16 protein-coding genes and 1 pseudogene are annotated in these 16,841 nt (G+C 68.6%); 14 read left to right on the forward strand and 3 right to left on the reverse strand.

Features of this window, described 5'->3' with window-relative positions:
* Window positions 1-55 precede the first annotated feature (55 nt).
* From IB230_RS12360 to IB230_RS12380, 5 genes are all read left to right on the forward strand, one after another.
* Window positions 56-475 (forward strand): hypothetical protein, encoded by a 420-nt coding sequence (locus tag IB230_RS12360; protein WP_192272592.1) that lies wholly within the window; start codon window positions 56-58, stop codon window positions 473-475.
* A complete protein-coding gene (locus tag IB230_RS12365) occupies window positions 475-1,035 on the forward strand; it encodes a nucleoside deaminase (protein WP_192272594.1) in 561 nt (186 codons plus the stop codon). The genes IB230_RS12360 and IB230_RS12365 overlap by 1 nt, the downstream gene beginning before the upstream one ends.
* 87 nt (window positions 1,036-1,122) lie before the next feature.
* A complete protein-coding gene (gene rlmM, locus IB230_RS12370) occupies window positions 1,123-2,175 on the forward strand; it encodes a 23S rRNA (cytidine(2498)-2'-O)-methyltransferase RlmM (protein WP_192273915.1) in 1,053 nt (350 codons plus the stop codon).
* A 36-nt stretch (window positions 2,176-2,211) separates the two neighbouring features.
* Window positions 2,212-3,144: an SMP-30/gluconolactonase/LRE family protein gene (locus IB230_RS12375; RefSeq protein ID WP_192272596.1), complete on the forward strand. Its 933-nt coding sequence runs from the start codon at window positions 2,212-2,214 to the stop codon at window positions 3,142-3,144.
* A gap of 72 nt (window positions 3,145-3,216) precedes the next feature.
* Window positions 3,217-3,939, forward strand: a complete 723-nt coding sequence (locus IB230_RS12380) for a hypothetical protein (protein WP_192272598.1) — start codon at window positions 3,217-3,219, stop codon at window positions 3,937-3,939.
* Window positions 3,940-3,945: 6 nt separating this feature from the next.
* Here IB230_RS12380 and IB230_RS12385 read toward each other — a convergent pair whose 3' ends face one another.
* From IB230_RS12385 to ubiH, 3 genes are read right to left on the reverse strand one after another with little or no spacing between them, the layout of a single operon-like run.
* Window positions 3,946-5,070 (reverse strand): Gfo/Idh/MocA family oxidoreductase, encoded by a 1,125-nt coding sequence (locus IB230_RS12385; RefSeq protein ID WP_192272600.1) that lies wholly within the window; start codon window positions 5,068-5,070, stop codon window positions 3,946-3,948.
* A gap of 54 nt (window positions 5,071-5,124) precedes the next feature.
* Complete coding sequence (locus IB230_RS12390; protein ID WP_192272602.1) at window positions 5,125-6,312, reverse strand: UbiH/UbiF family hydroxylase; 1,188 nt, start codon at window positions 6,310-6,312, stop codon at window positions 5,125-5,127.
* Window positions 6,309-7,517, reverse strand: coding sequence for a 2-octaprenyl-6-methoxyphenyl hydroxylase (gene ubiH / locus IB230_RS12395; RefSeq protein WP_192272604.1), 1,209 nt, complete (start codon window positions 7,515-7,517; stop codon window positions 6,309-6,311). The genes IB230_RS12390 and ubiH overlap by 4 nt, the downstream gene beginning before the upstream one ends.
* A gap of 98 nt (window positions 7,518-7,615) precedes the next feature.
* On the opposite strand from ubiH, the gene IB230_RS12400 reads away from it, so the two are divergent.
* From IB230_RS12400 to IB230_RS12440, 9 genes and pseudogenes are all read left to right on the forward strand, one after another.
* On the forward strand, window positions 7,616-8,218 hold the full coding sequence (locus IB230_RS12400) for a hypothetical protein (RefSeq protein WP_192272606.1): 603 nt from the start codon (window positions 7,616-7,618) through the stop codon (window positions 8,216-8,218).
* 8 nt (window positions 8,219-8,226) lie between these two features.
* Window positions 8,227-8,784: a cob(I)yrinic acid a,c-diamide adenosyltransferase gene (locus IB230_RS12405; RefSeq protein ID WP_192272607.1), complete on the forward strand. Its 558-nt coding sequence runs from the start codon at window positions 8,227-8,229 to the stop codon at window positions 8,782-8,784.
* Between the two features lie 114 nt (window positions 8,785-8,898).
* Window positions 8,899-9,807: a histone deacetylase family protein gene (locus tag IB230_RS12410; protein ID WP_192272609.1), complete on the forward strand. Its 909-nt coding sequence runs from the start codon at window positions 8,899-8,901 to the stop codon at window positions 9,805-9,807.
* A 125-nt stretch (window positions 9,808-9,932) separates the two neighbouring features.
* Window positions 9,933-12,398: an LPS assembly protein LptD gene (gene lptD, locus IB230_RS12415; protein WP_192272617.1), complete on the forward strand. Its 2,466-nt coding sequence runs from the start codon at window positions 9,933-9,935 to the stop codon at window positions 12,396-12,398.
* A pseudogene (locus tag IB230_RS12420) lies at window positions 12,395-13,705 on the forward strand (peptidylprolyl isomerase); the annotation flags it as partial. The gene lptD and the pseudogene IB230_RS12420, both read left to right, overlap by 4 nt.
* A 19-nt stretch (window positions 13,706-13,724) precedes the next feature.
* Entirely contained in the window at window positions 13,725-14,699 is a 975-nt protein-coding gene (gene pdxA / locus IB230_RS12425) for a 4-hydroxythreonine-4-phosphate dehydrogenase PdxA (RefSeq protein WP_192272621.1), read from the forward strand.
* A gap of 46 nt (window positions 14,700-14,745) precedes the next feature.
* The gene (gene rsmA / locus IB230_RS12430; protein WP_192272623.1) at window positions 14,746-15,534 is read left to right on the forward strand and encodes a 16S rRNA (adenine(1518)-N(6)/adenine(1519)-N(6))-dimethyltransferase RsmA; all 789 of its coding nucleotides are present in this window, start codon (window positions 14,746-14,748) and stop codon (window positions 15,532-15,534) included.
* Window positions 15,535-15,592: 58 nt separating this feature from the next.
* Window positions 15,593-15,973 carry a Co2+/Mg2+ efflux protein ApaG gene (apaG, locus tag IB230_RS12435; RefSeq protein WP_192272625.1) on the forward strand — a complete coding sequence of 127 codons (381 nt, stop codon included), beginning with the start codon at window positions 15,593-15,595 and terminating at the stop codon, window positions 15,971-15,973.
* A gap of 12 nt (window positions 15,974-15,985) precedes the next feature.
* Complete coding sequence (locus tag IB230_RS12440) at window positions 15,986-16,840, forward strand: symmetrical bis(5'-nucleosyl)-tetraphosphatase (protein ID WP_192272627.1); 855 nt, start codon at window positions 15,986-15,988, stop codon at window positions 16,838-16,840.
* Window position 16,841: the final 1 nt, after the last annotated feature.

Here is a 16,841-nt window from a genome sequence, read left to right on the forward strand (position 1 = left end):
CGTTGAGGCGGTGGCCGGCAGGCTGGCGCACCACCACCGAAGGAAGGAGTCCGCCATGTCCCGCACCGTGCAGCGTCTGTCGTTCGCCCTGTTGTCCTGCCTTCTTGTCGTCGCGCTGGCAGGTTGCGCAGCGCCCGCCTCCTCCGATGGCACTGCAGGCGATCTGCCCCCGGCCTCGACGCCCTCGCCCAAGCCGACCGGCGGAAACCAGCCGCCGCGCGAGGCCGGTGCGGTCACCGTCGACTACGCCTGCAAGACCAGCGCCGACTGCGCGGTGAAGAACGTCGGCAACTGTTGCGGCGCCATGCCGGCCTGCGTCAACAAGAACAGCCCCACCGATCCGCAGGGCGTGCAGGCGCAATGCGCCGCCAGCGGCCGCATGGGCATCTGCGGCTTCGCCGACGTGACGGCCTGCCAATGCGTCAGCGGCCGCTGCGAATCCGATTCCTCCGTCGCCAAGTTGCCTGCCCAGTAATGCTCTATCAACAGATCCACCTGACCCTGCCCGCCTGGACCCACGATCTGGTCGATCCCGCCGCGACGTACGCGAGCGACGAAGACAAGGTCGCGCTGGCGATCGACCTGTCGCGCCGCAACGTGGACGCCAACAGCGGCGGGCCGTTCGGTGCCGTCGTGTTCGGCCCCGACCACCGCGTGATCTCCCTCGGCGTGAACCGCGTGATGCCGCATACCTGCTCGCTGGCGCATGCCGAGACCATGGCCTACATGCTGGCGCAGCAACGCCTGCAGACGCCGCGCCTCAACGACGTGCTGGCGCCGGTGGTGCTGGCTACGTCATCGCAGCCCTGCTGCCAGTGCTACGGCGCCACCATCTGGGCCGGTATCGATCGCCTGCTGATCGGTGCGCGCGCCGAGGACGTGATGGAACTGACCGAGTTCGACGAAGGCCCGTTGCCGGCCGACTGGATCGGCGAACTCAACCGGCGCGGCATCGAGGTCGTGCGCGACGTGCGCCGCGAAGATGCACGTGCGGTTCTGAAGCGCTACGGCGAGCAGGGCGGCGACAAGTACTGATCCTGCGCAGGAGAAGCCATCGCCCCCGGCTTCTCCTGTACCCTGTCGGTGCGGCAGGAGCCGCAGCCACCCGCCATGCCCATCGCCATGTCATCGACGACCGGCCTGCTGGCTTATTGCCGCCAGGGATTCGAACCCGAACTTGCCGCCGAACTGAGCGAGCGCGCCGCGCTGGCCGGGTTCGCCGGCTATGCCCGCGCGCAACGCAACGACGGTCACGTCGTCTTCGCCTGCGACCAGGCCGAGGCACTGGACCGTGCGCTGCCGTGGCGCGACCTGATCTTCGCCCGGCAGAAGCTGCGCCTGCTCGCCGAACTGCGCGGCATCGATCCGAAGGACCGCATCACGCCGATCCTTGCCGCACTGTCCGGTGCCGGGCGCTACGGCGACCTGTGGGTCGAGCATCCGGATTCCGACAGCGCCAAGCCACTGGCCGGACTGGCACGCAGTTTCGGCAATGCGCTGCGTCCCGCACTGCGCAAGGCGGGCTTTCTGACCGAGAAGGACGATGCGCGTCTGCCACGCCTGCACGTGGTGTTCGTGCAGGGTGACCACCTGTTCCTGTGCGTCGCCGATAACCGCGACAGCGCGCCCTGGCCGCTCGGCATCCCGCGGCTGAAGCTGCTGCCGGACGCGCCGTCGCGCTCGGCGCTGAAGCTGGAGGAAGCCTTCCTCTCGCTGCTCGACGACCACCAGCGCGAGACGCTGCTGAAGCCGGGCATGACCGCCGCCGACCTTGGCGCTGCGCCCGGCGGCTGGACCTGGGTGCTGACCCGCCATCACCTGCGCGTGACCAGCGTGGACAACGGGCCATTGCGCGAACACGTGCTGGCGACCGGACTGGTCGAACACCTGCGTGCGGACGGTTTCCACTGGAAGCCGACGCAGTCGCTGGACTGGATGGTCTGCGACATGGTCGAGCAGCCGCGCCGCGTGGCCGAGCGGATGGCGCAGTGGTTCCGCGAAGGCTGGTGCCGGCATGCGGTGTTCAACCTCAAGCTGCCGATGAAGAAACGCTGGGACGAGACGAAGCTGTGCCTGGAGCTGTTCGCGGACCAGGCAGAGCGGCCGTTGCGGGTCAGCGCGCGCCAGCTCTATCACGACCGCGAAGAGATCACGGTGTTCGCCACGCCGCGCTGACAACGCGCTGCACATTTTCATAACCAGGGAGCACGCATGGCGTCGCACGTCGTGGGCAGAATCGGTACGGTCATCGCCATCGCAGGCTTGGCCGGATGCGCATCGGTCGAAAGCGGTTCTTCCGCACCGGCGACTTCCTGGTATACCGCTCGCGATGTCATCGGCGACGGCGTCTTCAGCGCCGGCATCGAAGGGCCGGCGTTCGGCCCCGATGGCGCCCTGTATGCCGTGAGCTATGGGCGCGACGGCACGATCGGCCGGGTGACGTTCGATGCCGATGGCAGCGCGCGCGCCTCACTGTTCGCCACCCTGCCGGAAGGCAGCACCGGCAACGGCATCCGCTTCGGCACCGACGGCAGCATGTACATCGCCGACTACAGCGGGCACCACGTGCTGCGCATCGCGCCCGGCGAACGCGACGCGAAGGTGTTTGCACGCATGCCGCAGGCCAACCAGCCCAACGACATCGCACTCTCTCCCGACGGCACCCTGTACGCCAGCGATCCGAAATGGGCCGACAACAGCGGCCAGCTGTGGCGCATCGACCGCAGCGGCACGCCGCACCTGCTCGAAGCCGGCATGGGCACCACCAACGGCGTGGAAGTCAGCCCGAACGGCAAGCACCTCTACGTCAACGAAAGCGTGCAGCGCAACGTGTGGGTCTACGACATCCGCGCCGACGGCAGCATCGGCAACAAGCGCCTGCTGATCGCCTTCAACGACCACGGCATGGACGGGATGCGCACCGACGTGAAGGGCAACCTCTACATCGCCCGTTACGGCGCCGGCGTGGTCGCGGTGGTGTCGCCCGAGGGCAGGCTGCTGCGCGAAGTGAAGCTGAAGGGACAGAAGCCCACCAACGTCGCGTTCGGCGGCGGCGACGGCCGCACGGTCTACGTCACCCTGCAGGACCGGGGCGCCATCGAGGCGTTCCGCGCCGAACACCCTGGGCGTGAAGCCGGCCTGTGACGGGGGGCCACTGACGTCTCAGGTACTGACACCCCAGCGTGGCAAGATGCCTCCCTGATACGGAGAACGACGATGCTGCCCATCGAACTCAAGGACCCTGCCGGCTTCGGCACCGAGTTCCTGCGCCTGACCCTGCTGCAGGGCTTCCAGTCGCTGACCAAGCGTGACCTGGAACTGCTGATCTTCGTGCTGCTCGAGCGCGACGGCGCCATCGGCCGCGACGAATCCAACTTCACCGTCGCCGGCAAGCTGCGGGTGACGCCGGCGAAGATCAAGGCGTTGCGCCGGGACGGCTATGCCCGCTGGCGCGCGCTGGTACCGGAGGAGCGCGACGCCGCGCTTCAGCGCATCGTCGCCAGCGCCTTGACCGAGGCGAACCTGAAGTCGGGCGCGAAGCATGTCAGCGAACGCAGCCGCAAGGACGGCTTCCTCGCCATCCGCGTCGAGCACCCGGACGACCACCAGCAGTTCGAGCAGGCCATCCTCGACGTCGGGGCGCTGCCGGTCTACGAGCGCAACCGGGAAGTGGTGGCGGTCCGCTTCGATACGCTGCTGGCGATCGCCGAGCGCTGGGGTTACCTGCAGCCCGACCCCGCGGCGGTCACCGAGGCACTGAAGCGGCTGACGCCGACCTCCGAAGAAGTTGCCGACCTGCTGAAGAAGGACGTCACCAAGCTGCGCTGGCAGGACGCGCGCAACGCGCTCAACAGTCTCGGCGCCAAGGCAGTGGCCAGCACCGCCGAGGGCGGACTGAAGGGCCTGCTGAAGATCGTGTTTCCCTTCATCCCGGGCTGACCGGGATCAAGCCGCGGCGATCTCAACGCGCGTCCCGCCGGCGCGCGCGGAGGCAAAGATCGCGTCCAGGGCCAGCATGTCGCGCCAGCCCTCTTCTCCGGGTACGCGCGGCGATCGGCCCTCGATGATGGCCAACGCATCGGCATCCATCTGCCGCGCCTGCTGCGCGGGCGTCGCGCCGATCACCGCATCGAAGCGGCGACCGTCGCTGGCTTCGCCCCGCACGCCTTCGTAGGCCTGGAACGGCGACAGTTCGTACCAGCCACCCGCGCAGTCCGCACGCAGCCGGTTCATGTTTTCGCCGAAACTGGTGGCGCAATCCGCCGTCACGCCATGGGGGAATTCGAGACGGAAGCGCATCGTTTCGTCGACACCCTGGAAGATGTCAGGCCGCTGCACGGACGGCGTCGCCGTCACCGCGACGGGTTCGGCGCCGGCGGTGTAGCGCGCCGCATTCAGCGCGTAGACGCCCATGTCGTACATCGCACCGCCGCCCCGCGCAGCATCCAGCCGCCAGTTGTCGCCGCTGGCGCCGTCGAACCCATGGAACCCCGCCTCGGCGCGGATGCGCTGCAGGCGCCCGAACGGCCGCGACGCCGCCAGGTCCATCACCGCCTGCGTGTTCGGTTCGTGCTGCATGCGGTAGCCGATCGCCAGTTGCACGCGGTGCGTCCGGCAGGCGTCGATCATCGCGCGCGCCTCGGCCGCATCCATCGCCATCGGCTTCTCGCACCACACGTGCTTGCCGGCCGCGGCGGCGCGCAGGGTGAACGGCTTGTGCAGGTGGTTGGGCAGCACGACGTAGACCACGTCGATGTCGGGGTTGTCGGCGATACGGTCGAAGCCCGCGTAGTCGTAGATATTGCGGTCAGGAATACCGTAGCGACGCTGCCACGTCTCCGCCTTGGCCGGCGTACCGGTGACGATGCCCGCCAGCCGGCAGTACTGCGTCATCTGCAGGGCGGGCGCGAGCAGATCGCGGCTGTAGTAGCCCAGTCCCACCAGGGCGACGCCGATGGGGCGCCGCCCCCGGGCGCGTGCGTTCGGCAGCATGCCAGCCACGCCCGCGGCACCCAGGGCAGCAAGCAGGCGCCGGCGTAGACGATCGGGGGACGCGTGTTCGACGGCCATCGCGGATGCCTCGGGTGGGAACCACGAGGCTACCGTATCAGCGGGCGCAGCGTTTCAGCGCGCGCGCTGGCCCGCGGCGTGCCGCCAGAAGAAATCCACCAGCGGCGGCAGCTTGCCGGCCAGGCCCAGCAGCGGACCGCGCAACAGGGTCAGGTGCATCTCGTCGTTGGAGAACAGGCGGTTGATGCCCTCGAAGGCGTAGGCGGCGGTCGCGTTCTCGCTGCGACGCTGGCGCGCCCAGCGCTCGATCCGATGCGTTGCGGCCCAGTCGACACGACGGCCCTGCGCGGCACGGATGCCATCGCGCAATGCGGCCACGTCACGCAGGCCGAGGTTGACGCCCTGCCCCGCCAGCGGATGCACGACATGCGCCGCATCGCCGGCGACGACGATGCGGCCGGCCACGTAGTCCTTCGCCAGTTGCCGCTTCAGCGGGAAAGCGGCGCGCGGCGATGCCGCGTCCACCTGGCCGAGCTTGCCGCCCATTGCCAGCGTCAGTTCCCGGCCGAACGCGGCATCGTCCAGCGTCAGCACGCGCTGCGCCTCGTCGTCCGGCAGGGTCCAGACGATCGAGCTGAGCCCGTCCGCGAACGGCAGGAAGGCCAGTGGCCCGGTCGGCAGGAAGCGCTGCCAGGCGGTGTCCTCGTGCGGCATGCCGGTGCGCACGAACGCGACCACGCCGCGCTGCGCATAGTCATGCGCCGCGACCTCCAGGCCGGCGAGACGGCGCAAGGTGGAATCAGCGCCATCGGCCGCCACCGCCAGCCGCGCATCGAGCCGCGATCCGTCGTCCAACCGGAGCGTCACGCCGGTGTCGTCCTGCTCCATCGCCTCCACGCGTGCCGGGCAGCGGACCTGCACGCCGGCCGCCGGCAACGCGGCCCACAGCCGGTCGACCAGCAGTGCGTTCTCGACGATCCAGCCCAGCTGCGTGCGGCCCAGCGCATCGGCATCGAAGCGCAGTTCGTCGCCACCGCCGGCATCCCATACCCGCATGCGCCGATAGGGCTGCGCACGCGCATCGCGCACGGCGCTCCACGCACCTGCTTCGTCGAGCAGCGCCGCGTTGTCCGGCGCGAACGCATAGACACGCAGGTCCGGTTGCGCCGGTGACCAGGACAAAGGCTCGCGCCCCTCGACCAGCGCGACGTCCAGTCCCTCGCGCGCCAGCACCAGCGCGCAGGCGGCACCCACCACGCCGCCACCGACGACGGCGACATCGATCTGTCCACGCCGCTTCATGCGGCCTCCCCGCGGCACAGCGCCGGCACATCGCCACGGAAGCCCATCGCACCGCCCACCAGGAACGATTGCAACGACGGCTGCGCATCCACCGCCACCAGGCCCAGGCTGCGCAGCGGCTTCAGCAACGGCGACGGGTTGGCGGTCAGTCGCGCCAGGCCGTCGGAAAAGGCCAACGTGCGCTCGCGGTCTTCCTGCCGGCGCGTGGCGTAGGCCGCCAGGCTGGCCGCATCACCCGGATCGTCGTGGCGGGCGATCTCCTCGGCCAAGGTCAGCGCATCGCGCAGGCCGAGGTTGAAACCCTGTGCACCGATCGGGTGGATCGTCTGCGCCGCGTTGCCCAGCACCACGGCGCGGTCGGCGACCAGTCGTTGCGCGACGACACGGATGATCGGATACGCGCTACGGTCGCCGCTGCCGGTCAGGCGGCCGATGCGCCAGCCCACGGCATGCTGCAGCCGTGCCAGCCAGGCCGCTTCGTCCAGTGCGGCGACGGCGTCGGCTTCATCACGGGCTACGCCGTGGATAACGCCCCAATGGCGGTCCCCGCGCGGCAACAGTGCTGTCGGGCCGGTATCGCAGAGGCGTTCGTAGGCCGTGCCATCGGGCGCCTGCGTGGCGCGCACGCGCGCCACGAACAGGGTCTGGCCGTAATCGTGTTCGTCCACGCCGATGCCGAGCGCCTCGCGCACGGCACTGCGGGTGCCGTCGGCCGCAACGACAAGGCGGGCATGCAGCGTACGTTCGCCATCGGCATCGGCGATCCGCAGCGCGCGGTACCCCGCTTCTTCCTCTCCGAACCCGACAAAGCGCGCCGGCCGATAGCGCGTGAGCCGCTTCAGGCTGTCCAGCCCTGCCTCCAGCGCCTCGCCGAAGTCGCGCGCCACCACCACCTGCCCGAACATTGCGCGGCCGTAGTCGCCGGCATCGAGCCGCACCCGGCCGAAATCGCCCTGGCGGCTGACATGGATGCGTCGGATCGGCCCGGTCGGCGTGCGCAATTGCTGCATCACGCCCAGCGCGGTCAGTGCATTGACCGTCGCGGCGGCGAAGCTGAGGTTGCGCTGGTCGAACACGGCGGGCATCTGCCCCGCCGGACTGGCTTCCACCAGCCCCACGTCCAGTCCCTGCCGGTCCAGGGCGATGGCCAGGCTGGCACCCACCAGCCCCCCGCCCACGATCACCACGTCATGCCGTTCTTTCATGCGTTCATCATAGCGCCCCGCCTACGGCCCTCCCGTCCGTCGGCATCCGGCACGCAGGCTCCGGTAGAATGCGGGGCTGAGTCTCCGGAACCGTGCCGATGAACACCACTTCCCAACGCGTCGTCGTGCTGACGCTGGTCGCCGCCCTGCTGGTCCTGACCCGTCTGCACCTGCCCACCACGTTCGGCCACATCGGCCCGTTGCCCGATGCCAGCTGGGCCGCGTTCTTCATCGGCGGCTACTACCTGCGCACGTGGTCGCGCTGGGCGTTCCCGCTGTTCATGGCCGCCGCGGTGGTCGTGGACTACATCGTGATCAGCGGCCAGGGCATCAACTTCTGGACGCACTACTGCGTGTCGCCGGCGTACTGGTTCCTGCTGCCGGCCTACGGCGCGATGTGGGTGGGCGGTTCGCTGGTCCGCCGCTACCAGTCCGCCAACCACGGCCGCACTCTGGCCCTGCTGGTGGGCAGCCTGCTGGCCTCGGTCACCGTGTGCCACCTGCTGAGCCAGGGCAGCTTCTACTGGCTGAGCCCGGTGGTCAGCGAACCCACCGTCGCGGGCTGGTGGAAGAACTTCAGCGACTGGTACGTGCCCTACCTGCGCGTGGCCGCGATCTATGTGGGCCTGGCGGTCATCGTGCACGTGCTGGTCGAGCAGGTCGTGCGCCTCGCCAAGCCGCACGGCCGCACCGCCGACTGATCCGACCGATGGGCAACCGCCTTTCGAAGATCTACACCCGCACCGGCGACGACGGCAGTACGGGATTGGGCGATGGCACGCGCGTGGGCAAGGACTCCGCGCGCGTCACAGCCTACGGCACGGTGGACGAGGCCAATTCGGCCATCGGCGTGCTGCTGGCGGTGCCCAGCGTGCAGGACGACATCCGCACCCTGCTGACCACGGTGCAGCACCAACTGTTCGATCTGGGGGGCGAGCTGTGCATCCCCGGCCATGCGGCGATCACCGGCGACGATGTCGATGCGCTGGAACGGCAGCTGGACCACTACAACGACGACCTGCCGCCGCTGAAGGACTTCATCCTGCCGGCCGGCGGCGAAGCGGCGTCGCGCTGCCATCTGGCCCGCACCATTGTGCGCCGTGCCGAGCGCGAGACCGTCACCCTGGCCCGCCACGACGCCGTGCGGCCGGAAGCGATCCGCTACCTCAACCGGTTGTCCGACCTGCTGTTCGTGCTGGCCCGTGTGCTCGCCCGCGCCGACGGGCAGGGCGAAGTGCTGTGGAAGCACGAGCGGCGGCATTCCTGACCGCGCGGTCTTCCCCCAAGGTCGGATGACGGCGCGGCCGGCACCGCGCATAGAATGGTCCCCGACATCCATCGGGAGAGGCGGTTCCCGCCCTGACGGGGCAACGCCGGCACCTTGATCATCTACACCCACCCTGCCTGCCTGTTGCACGATCCGGGTCCCGAGCACCCGGAGCGTCCTGCACGACTGGAAGTCGTGCTCGAGGCCCTGCGCGAACATCACGCCGACGCCGACTGGCGCGAAGCGCCGATCGTGAAACTGGGCGACCTGCGGCGCGTACACGACGAGACCCTGGTGCGCGACGTGCTGGAGGCCGACATCGCCGGCTACCGCATGCTCGATCCGGACACGGTCATCTGCCCGGCCTCGCGCGCGGCAGCGCTGCGGGCGGCCGGCGCGGGCGTGGCGGCGGTGGATGCCGTGATGAACGGCGACGACCGGACGGTGTTCTGCGCCGTTCGCCCGCCGGGCCACCATGCGACCGGCACGGCGGCGATGGGTTTCTGCCTGTTCAACAACATCGCCGTGGCCGCGGCGTATGCCTGCGACAAGCACGGGCTGGAACGGGTGGCGGTGATCGATTTCGACGTCCACCACGGCAACGGCACCCAGGCCATCTTCTACAACGACCCGCGCGTGGCCTATTTCAGCAGCCACGAATCCGGTATCTACCCGCATAGCGGCGCCCCGTACGAGCGCGGCGTCGGCAACATGTTCAATGCCCTGCTGCCGCCGGGCAGCGGCGGCTTCCGCTTCCAGAACACGTGGGCCGACGAACTGCTGCCCGCCCTGGAGGACTTCAAGCCGCAGCTGCTGCTGATCTCCGCCGGCTTCGACGCCCACATGCGCGACCCGCTCGCCGACCTGATGCTGGAGACCGAGGACTTCGGCTGGCTGACGCGGAAACTGCGCGACGTGGCGCGACGCCATGCCGGTGGCCGGGTCGTTTCGATGCTCGAAGGGGGGTACGACCTGGAGGCTCTGCGCGATTGCGCGAAGGTCCACGTGGACGAGCTTCGCTGACCCGGAAGGCCCACGGGCCGGTCGCTGAACCCTGCCCGTCATCGCCCGGAGGCCTTCATTGCCCGCATGCATGGGATGCGGCAAGCTAACGACCGTTTTTCGTCCGACAGCGAGCCCAGCACCGCGTGCGCACCGCCCTCCGCCTGCTCCCGTTGCCCTTCAGCATCGCCCTGTGCCTGCCCGCACTGGCGGACGATGAGAAGCCTGAAAGCTGGGCGCTCTGCCCGATCCAGGATGTGATCCCGGCCTTTGGCGGCGCGCCACAGCCTTCCGCTGCGGGCAGCCCGCAGGCAACCCGCGACCAGCGTGCCGAACAGGCCACCTCCATCGAGGGCGACAGCCTCGGGGGAACGGAGACCAATCTGGAGTACCAGGGGAACGTGGCCCTGAGCCGTGGCGACCAGTTCCTTGGTGCCGACAACCTGAAGTACGACCAGGAGAAGGACACCTACGTCGCCGACGGGCACATCCGTTACCAGGACACCGGCATCCGCCTGATCGCCGACACGGCGCGCGGCAACCAGGAGGCCGATACCCACCAGATCGACAACGTCCGCTACCAGCTCGTCTCCCGCCGGGGCAATGGCGGCGCCGACCGCATCGACATGAAGGGGCCGGAAGGCAGCCTGCTGCATTCGACCTATTCCACGTGCGATCCCGAAGACCGCCGTTGGGAACTCCGCTCGCGGCGCATCGACATCAACACCGATGATGGCTGGGGCGTGGCGCGCGGCGCGACGATCCGCCTCGGCAAGGTGCCGGTGCTGTACGTGCCCTACCTGAAGTTCCCGATCGACGACCAGCGCCACACCGGCCTGCTGTACCCGGCGATCGGCCTGTCGGGGCGCAACGGCTTCGACTGGAAGCAGCCCATCTACCTGAACCTGGCGCCGAACTACGACGCCACGCTCGAGCCCCGCATCATGACCGAGCGCGGCTTCCAGCTGGGCGCCGAGTTCCGCTACCTCTACGAGAAGGGCCGCGGCGAAATCCAGGGCAGCTGGATGAACAAGGACGACCTGGTCCGGGACCGGATGAGCGAGTCCACCTACGACCCGGACAACCAGAACAATCCCGATCCGGACGATGGGCGTGGATTCCTGTCGTACGTCGGCTCCCACCGTTTCAACCGGAACTGGCAGGCGCGCGCCAACCTGACCTGGCTCAGCGATGCGCGCTATCAGGAAGACTTCGGCAACTCTCTTTACGGACAGTCGTTTTCGTCCGTGACGAGTACCGCGGGCGTGTATGGCGCTGGCGAGTTCTGGACCGCCGGCCTGATGGCCGACCATTGGCAGCTGTCCGACTATCTCAGCAGCGAGCGTTCGCTCCCCTACGACCGCCTGCCGCGTGTCTACCTCAACTGGAGCCAGCCGCTCAGTCGCTGGATCAACGTGGGCGGCCATGCGGAAGCGGTAAGGTTCCAGCACGATGAAAAGGCCGGCGGCAGCCGCCTCGACATCAAACCGACGATTTCCTTTCCGATCCAGGGCGCAGCCTGGTACATCACGCCGACGCTGGCGTACCGGCACACCGAGTACCGGCTTGAAGCCGATCTCGCGCAGGAGACCGCCGTCCGTCAGGCACGTGCGGCCTACGGCGTACCCGCCGCCCAGGTGACGCCGGCGATGATCGCCGAGTTCTATGACCGCTCCCCCAGCCGCAGCCTGCCGATCGGCTCGCTGGATGCCGGCGTGTATTTCGACCGCGAGACCGAGATCAAGGGCGACCGCTTCCTGCAGACGCTGGAACCGCGGCTGTTCTATCTCAACGCGCCGTATCGCGAACAGGACGGCCTGCCGATCTTCGACACGCGCCCGTTCAACTTCAGCTACGGCCAGCTGTTCCGCGACAACCGCTATACCGGCCCGGACCGCCAGACCGATGCCAACCAGCTGACGCTGGCGCTGACCACCCGTCTCCTGCGCCAGAAGGATGGCTTCGAGCGCCTGTCGGCGAGCATCGGCCAGATCCGCTACTTCGACGACAGCCGCGTGGTGCTGCCCGGCGAAACCCCTCTGGAGCAGGGAAAGTCGGCGTGGGTGGTCGACGCCAATTACGCCCCGACCGACCGCTGGACCATCGGCGCCTCCTACCAGTGGGACCCGAAGTTCCGGCGCGAGGACCTGGCCAGTGTGCGCGCGCGTTACCTGCTGCCGGACGACGGGGTGGTCAACATCACCTACCGCCGTCGCCGCGACCTGCTGGAGCAGGCCGACTTCTCGTTCCTGTACCCGGTCACGCCCGCATGGAGTGTCGTCGGCCGTTACTACCACTCCTTCTACCGCGATGCGTCGACACGTCAGGAGCCCGGCCTGCTGGAAGGCGTCGCCGGCGTCCAGTGGGACAGTTGCTGCCTCGCCGTCCGCGCGCTGGTGCGCAGGTACGTTCGCAATCGCGAAGGCGACATGAACACGGGCTTCCAGGTCGAGTTCGTCCTGAAGGGCCTGGGCTCGGCGGGCCAGGACACGGACCGTACGCTGCGCCGTGCTATCCTCGGTTACTACCGAGACGACCTCTATCTCGTCCCACCGAGCAATATCGCGCCGCGTCCGGACGACACCTCCTACGCTCCGGATCCGATGCCATGACCAAGCCGTTTTCCCGCCTCTTTATCGCCGGCCTGCTGACCCTGTCGACGGCTGCCGCGCCCGTCCTGGCGCAGACCCTCCAGCCGCTGGACCGTATCGCGGCGGTCGTCAACGAAGACGTGGTGCTGCAGAGCGAGCTCGACCGCGCCGTGCAGAACGTGCTGACCCAGTACGCCAACCAGCCGGGCCAGCTGCCGCCGCGCGCGGTGCTGGAACGCCAGGTACTCGAGCGCCTGGTGCTGGTCAAGCTGCAGGTCGCGCGTGCAGCGGAGACCGGCGTACGCGTCAATGACGCCGACCTCAACAACGCGGTCAACGCCGTTGCCCAGCAGAACGGCACCACCCCGGACGGTCTGCGTCAGCGGCTGGAAGCCGATGGCATGTCGTTCCCGGAGTTCCGCAATTCGCTGCGCGACGAAATCACCATCCAGCGCCTCAAGCAGGGCTTCGCGCAGACCCGCGTGAACGTCAGCGAGGGCGAAGTCGATGCCGCGCTGGCCGCCCAGGCCGCCAGCGGTACGCAGTACCGCTTGGCCCACATCCTGGTTGCGCTGCCCGACGGCGCCAGCGCCGAACAGATCAGTACGGGCCAGGGCAAGATCGACGGCGTCAAGGCGCTGGTCGACAAGGGCGAAATCGAATTCGCCGCCGCCGCGGTGCGCTATTCCGACAGCCCCAACGCGCTGGAAGGCGGCGACCTGGGCTGGCGCAGCGTGGATGAAATCCCGACCGCCTTCGTCGAGATGCTGAAGGGCATGAGCCCGGGCCAGGTCGTCGGTCCCCTGCGCGGCCCCAGCGGCTTCCAGCTGCTGAAGCTGGTGGAGACGCGCGACGCCGCGCAGGCCGAGAAGCGTTCCGTCGAGGAGTACAACGCACGCCACATCCTGGTTCGCATCACCCCGACCCAGGATGCCGCGGCCGCAAAGGCCAAGATCGACACGCTGCGCGCCCGCATCGCCGGCGGTGCAGATTTCGTCGCCGTGGCCAAGGAATCCACCGAGGATGCGAACAGCCGCGATGACGGTGGCGACCTGGGCTGGTTCCCGGCCGATGCGTTCGGTCCGGCATTCGGCAGGGAAGTGACCGGCCTGCAGGATGGCCAGGTGAGCGCACCATTCCGCACGGACGCTGGCTGGCACATCGTCCAGCGCGTTGGTGCCCGCCAGACCGACGTGACCGACCAGAACCGCCGTGCCCAGGTACGCGACACCATCGGCCGCCGCAAGGCGGAAGACGAGTACAACCGCTACCTGCAGGAGCTGCGTGGCGAAGCCTACGTGAGCTTCCGCACCGGCGACCGCGCCGAGACCACGCCGGGCGGCTGACATGACGCCCCGGCTGGCGCTGGTCCCGGGCGAGCCTGGCGGCATTGGACCGGAGCTCTGCGTGCGGTTGGCGCAGGTGCTCCGCCAGGACTGCACCCTGCTCGCTTTCGGTGACGCCGCCACCCTGGGCGCCGCGGCGGACGTGCTGGGCCTCCCGCTCCGCCTGCTTGCAGAACACGATGTCGCCACCCAGCCTGGCGACCTCCGCCTGCGGCCTGTTCCGAACGCGGTGGCCACTACGTTCGGCAAGACCGAACCCGGGAATGCACGGGCCGTCATCGATGCGCTGACGCACGCGGCGGATGCCTGTCTTCAGGGTCGGCTGGACGGCCTTGTGACGGGCCCGGTGCACAAGGCAGCCATCAATGCGGGCGGCATCGCCTACAGCGGCACCACCGAACTGCTCGCCGACCATGCCAGTCGGCCGGTGGTGATGATGCTGGCGAACGACATCGTGCGCGTCGCGCTGGCGACGACCCACCTGCCCTTGCGCGCTGTCCCCGATGCGATCACATCCGCGGCGCTGGAGCAGGTCCTGCGCATCACGCATACCGCGCTGCGCAGCGACTTCGGCATCGCCGATCCCGTCATCGCCGTACTCGGCCTCAATCCGCATGCGGGCGAAGCCGGGCATCTGGGGCACGAGGAGATCGAGGTCATCGAACCGCTGCTGCACGCGTTGCGCGCGGACGGCATGCGCCTGGAAGGTCCGCTGCCCGCCGATACCGCGTTCCTGCCGCAGAAGCTGGGCGGCTTCGACGCGGTGGTCGCGATGTACCACGACCAGGGTCTGCCGGTGCTCAAGTACAGCGGCTTCGAGCAGGCCGTGAACCTGACGCTGGGCCTGCCGTATCCACGCGTGGCGGTCGACCACGGCACCGCGCTCGACCTGGCCGGCAAGGGGGTCGCCGACCCGTCCAGCCTGCTGGCAGCCGTCACCACCTGTGCACGCATGGCGGCACGGCGCCAAGGCTGACACCTTGCGGCCGACGGGAGCAGCGGCATTCCCGCATAATTCCCGCATGTCGCATTTCAAGGCTCCCCCCAAGAAGTCCCTCGGCCAGCACTTCCTGACCGACCGCAGCTACATCGACAAGATCGTGATGGCAGTGAACCCGCAGCCCGGCGACCGGCTGGTGGAGATCGGACCTGGCCAGGGCGCGATCACCTTTCCGCTGCTGCGGAAACATGGCGAGCTGACCGCCATCGAGTTCGACCGCGACCTGATCACGCCGCTGATGGAGGCGTCCGAAGGCGTCGGCCGGCTGACGATCATCCACAAGAACGTGCTGGACGTGGACTTCGGCAAGCTCGCCGGCGACGACAAGCTGCGCCTGGTGGGCAACCTGCCGTACAACCTGTCGTCGCCGATCCTGTTCCATGCGATCGAACACGCCGCGTCGATCCACGACATGGTCTTCATGCTGCAAAAGGAAGTCGTGGACCGCATGGCCGCCGAACCCGGCAGCAAGGTCTATGGCCGCCTCAGCGTGATGTTGCAAGCCTACTGTCGCGTGGATTCGCTGTTCGTCGTGCCGCCGGGCGCCTTCCGTCCGCCACCGAAAGTCGACTCGGCGGTGGCGCGACTGGTACCGCGCGATGCGTCCGCCGTCGGCATCGCGGACCACCGGCGCTTCGGGGACGTGGTGCGTGCGGCGTTCGGCCAGCGCCGCAAGACCCTGCGCAATGCTCTGGGCGGCACGTGCTCGACCGACCAGATCGAAGCCGCCGGCCTGCGTCCCGATGCGCGCGCCGAACAGATCGAGGTCGAGGGCTTCGTCCGTCTTGCCAACCTGCCGGCGGAAGGCTGACCCACGCTCCACCACGGCGTCGTTTCCGCTTTTACACGCCTTTGCATACACTTCCCGCATGGATTCCCCCGACTACGCCATCGACGTCGATGTCGCGACGCGCTTCCTGGACGATCAGTCCACGCCCGAGGACGGGCGTTACGTGTTCGCGTACACCATCCGCATCCACAACCGCGGCCGTGTGCCCGCGCAGTTGCTGCGCCGTCACTGGGTCATCACTGATGCGAACGGCAAGGTGGAAACCGTGGATGGCGAGGGCGTGGTAGGCGAGCAACCCTGGCTGAGGCCGGGCGAGGATTTCCGCTATACGTCCGGCGCCATCCTCGAGACCTCGCTGGGCACCATGCAGGGACGCTACGACATGCTCGCCGACGACGGCACCCGCTTCGACGCTCCCATCGCCACCTTCACCCTGTCCGTCCCGCGGACGCTGCACTGAGGCCGCGGCGCGATGAGTGTCTGGGCCATCGGCGACCTGCAGGGCTGCTACGACGCCACACAGCGGCTGCTCGAGAAGATCCGCTTCGATCCCGCGCAGGACCGTCTCTGGTTCTGCGGCGACCTGGTCAACCGCGGCGGCCAGTCGCTGGAAACGCTGCGGCTGGTGTATTCGCTGCGCGAGCACAGCACCACGGTGCTGGGCAACCACGACCTGTCGCTGCTGGCCATCGGCGAACGCTCGCCGGACGAACAGCGCAAGGTCAATCCCGACCTGCAGCGCGTGGTGCTCGCGGACGACGCACGCGTGCTGCTGGACTGGCTGCGCATGCAGAAGCTGGTACACGTGGACCGTGAGCTGGGCTGGATGATGGTGCATGCCGGCCTGGCGCCGAAATGGACCACCGCACTGGCCGAAAAGCATGCGCGCGAAGTCGAACAGCAGCTGCACGGCAACGCCTATCGCAAGCTGTTCCGCAACATGTACGGCGACAAGCCCAACTGGGCGCCGCACCTGTCGGGCCACGACCGTTCGCGCGCCATCATCAACGTGCTCACCCGCATGCGCTACTGCACGCCGCGTGGCCGTATGGCGATCGAGGAAAAGGGCGCACCCGGCCGCCAGGCGCAGGGCCTGTATCCCTGGTACGAAGTGCCAGGCCGTGCCGAGCGCGATCTGAAGATCGTCTGCGGCCACTGGTCCACACTGGGCCTGATGATCGGGCATGGTGTGCATGCGATCGATACCGGCGCCGTGTGGGGCGGCAAGCTCACCGCGTTGCAGCTGGATACGGATGATGTCCGCCTCGTGCAGGTGCCCGGTCGCGACGTCCCGCCACCGCCCAAGGGCGAACTGCCGAAGGACTGAG

It is taken from the genome of Pseudoxanthomonas sp. PXM01 (assembly GCF_014851815.1).
In the GTDB taxonomy this organism is placed as follows: domain Bacteria; phylum Pseudomonadota; class Gammaproteobacteria; order Xanthomonadales; family Xanthomonadaceae; genus Pseudoxanthomonas_A.

Excerpts from the sequence above, each read along its gene's own strand:
- IB230_RS12400 (WP_192272606.1), top strand. The coding sequence starts at position 7,616 with ATGAACACCACTTCCCAACGCGTCGTCGTGCTGACGCTGGTCGCCGCC.
- IB230_RS12385 (WP_192272600.1), bottom strand. The coding sequence starts at position 5,070 with ATGGCCGTCGAACACGCGTCCCCCGATCGTCTACGCCGGCGCCTGCTT.
- IB230_RS12440 (WP_192272627.1), top strand. The coding sequence starts at position 15,986 with ATGAGTGTCTGGGCCATCGGCGACCTGCAGGGCTGCTACGACGCCACA.
- rsmA (WP_192272623.1), top strand. The coding sequence starts at position 14,746 with ATGTCGCATTTCAAGGCTCCCCCCAAGAAGTCCCTCGGCCAGCACTTC.
- IB230_RS12365 (WP_192272594.1), top strand. The coding sequence starts at position 475 with ATGCTCTATCAACAGATCCACCTGACCCTGCCCGCCTGGACCCACGAT.
- IB230_RS12405 (WP_192272607.1), top strand. The coding sequence starts at position 8,227 with ATGGGCAACCGCCTTTCGAAGATCTACACCCGCACCGGCGACGACGGC.
- pdxA (WP_192272621.1), top strand. The coding sequence starts at position 13,725 with ATGACGCCCCGGCTGGCGCTGGTCCCGGGCGAGCCTGGCGGCATTGGA.
- IB230_RS12360 (WP_192272592.1), top strand. The coding sequence starts at position 56 with ATGTCCCGCACCGTGCAGCGTCTGTCGTTCGCCCTGTTGTCCTGCCTT.
- apaG (WP_192272625.1), top strand. The coding sequence starts at position 15,593 with ATGGATTCCCCCGACTACGCCATCGACGTCGATGTCGCGACGCGCTTC.
- IB230_RS12380 (WP_192272598.1), top strand. The coding sequence starts at position 3,217 with ATGCTGCCCATCGAACTCAAGGACCCTGCCGGCTTCGGCACCGAGTTC.
- rlmM (WP_192273915.1), top strand. The coding sequence starts at position 1,123 with ATGTCATCGACGACCGGCCTGCTGGCTTATTGCCGCCAGGGATTCGAA.
- IB230_RS12375 (WP_192272596.1), top strand. The coding sequence starts at position 2,212 with ATGGCGTCGCACGTCGTGGGCAGAATCGGTACGGTCATCGCCATCGCA.
- ubiH (WP_192272604.1), bottom strand. The coding sequence starts at position 7,517 with ATGAAAGAACGGCATGACGTGGTGATCGTGGGCGGGGGGCTGGTGGGT.
- IB230_RS12390 (WP_192272602.1), bottom strand. The coding sequence starts at position 6,312 with ATGAAGCGGCGTGGACAGATCGATGTCGCCGTCGTCGGTGGCGGCGTG.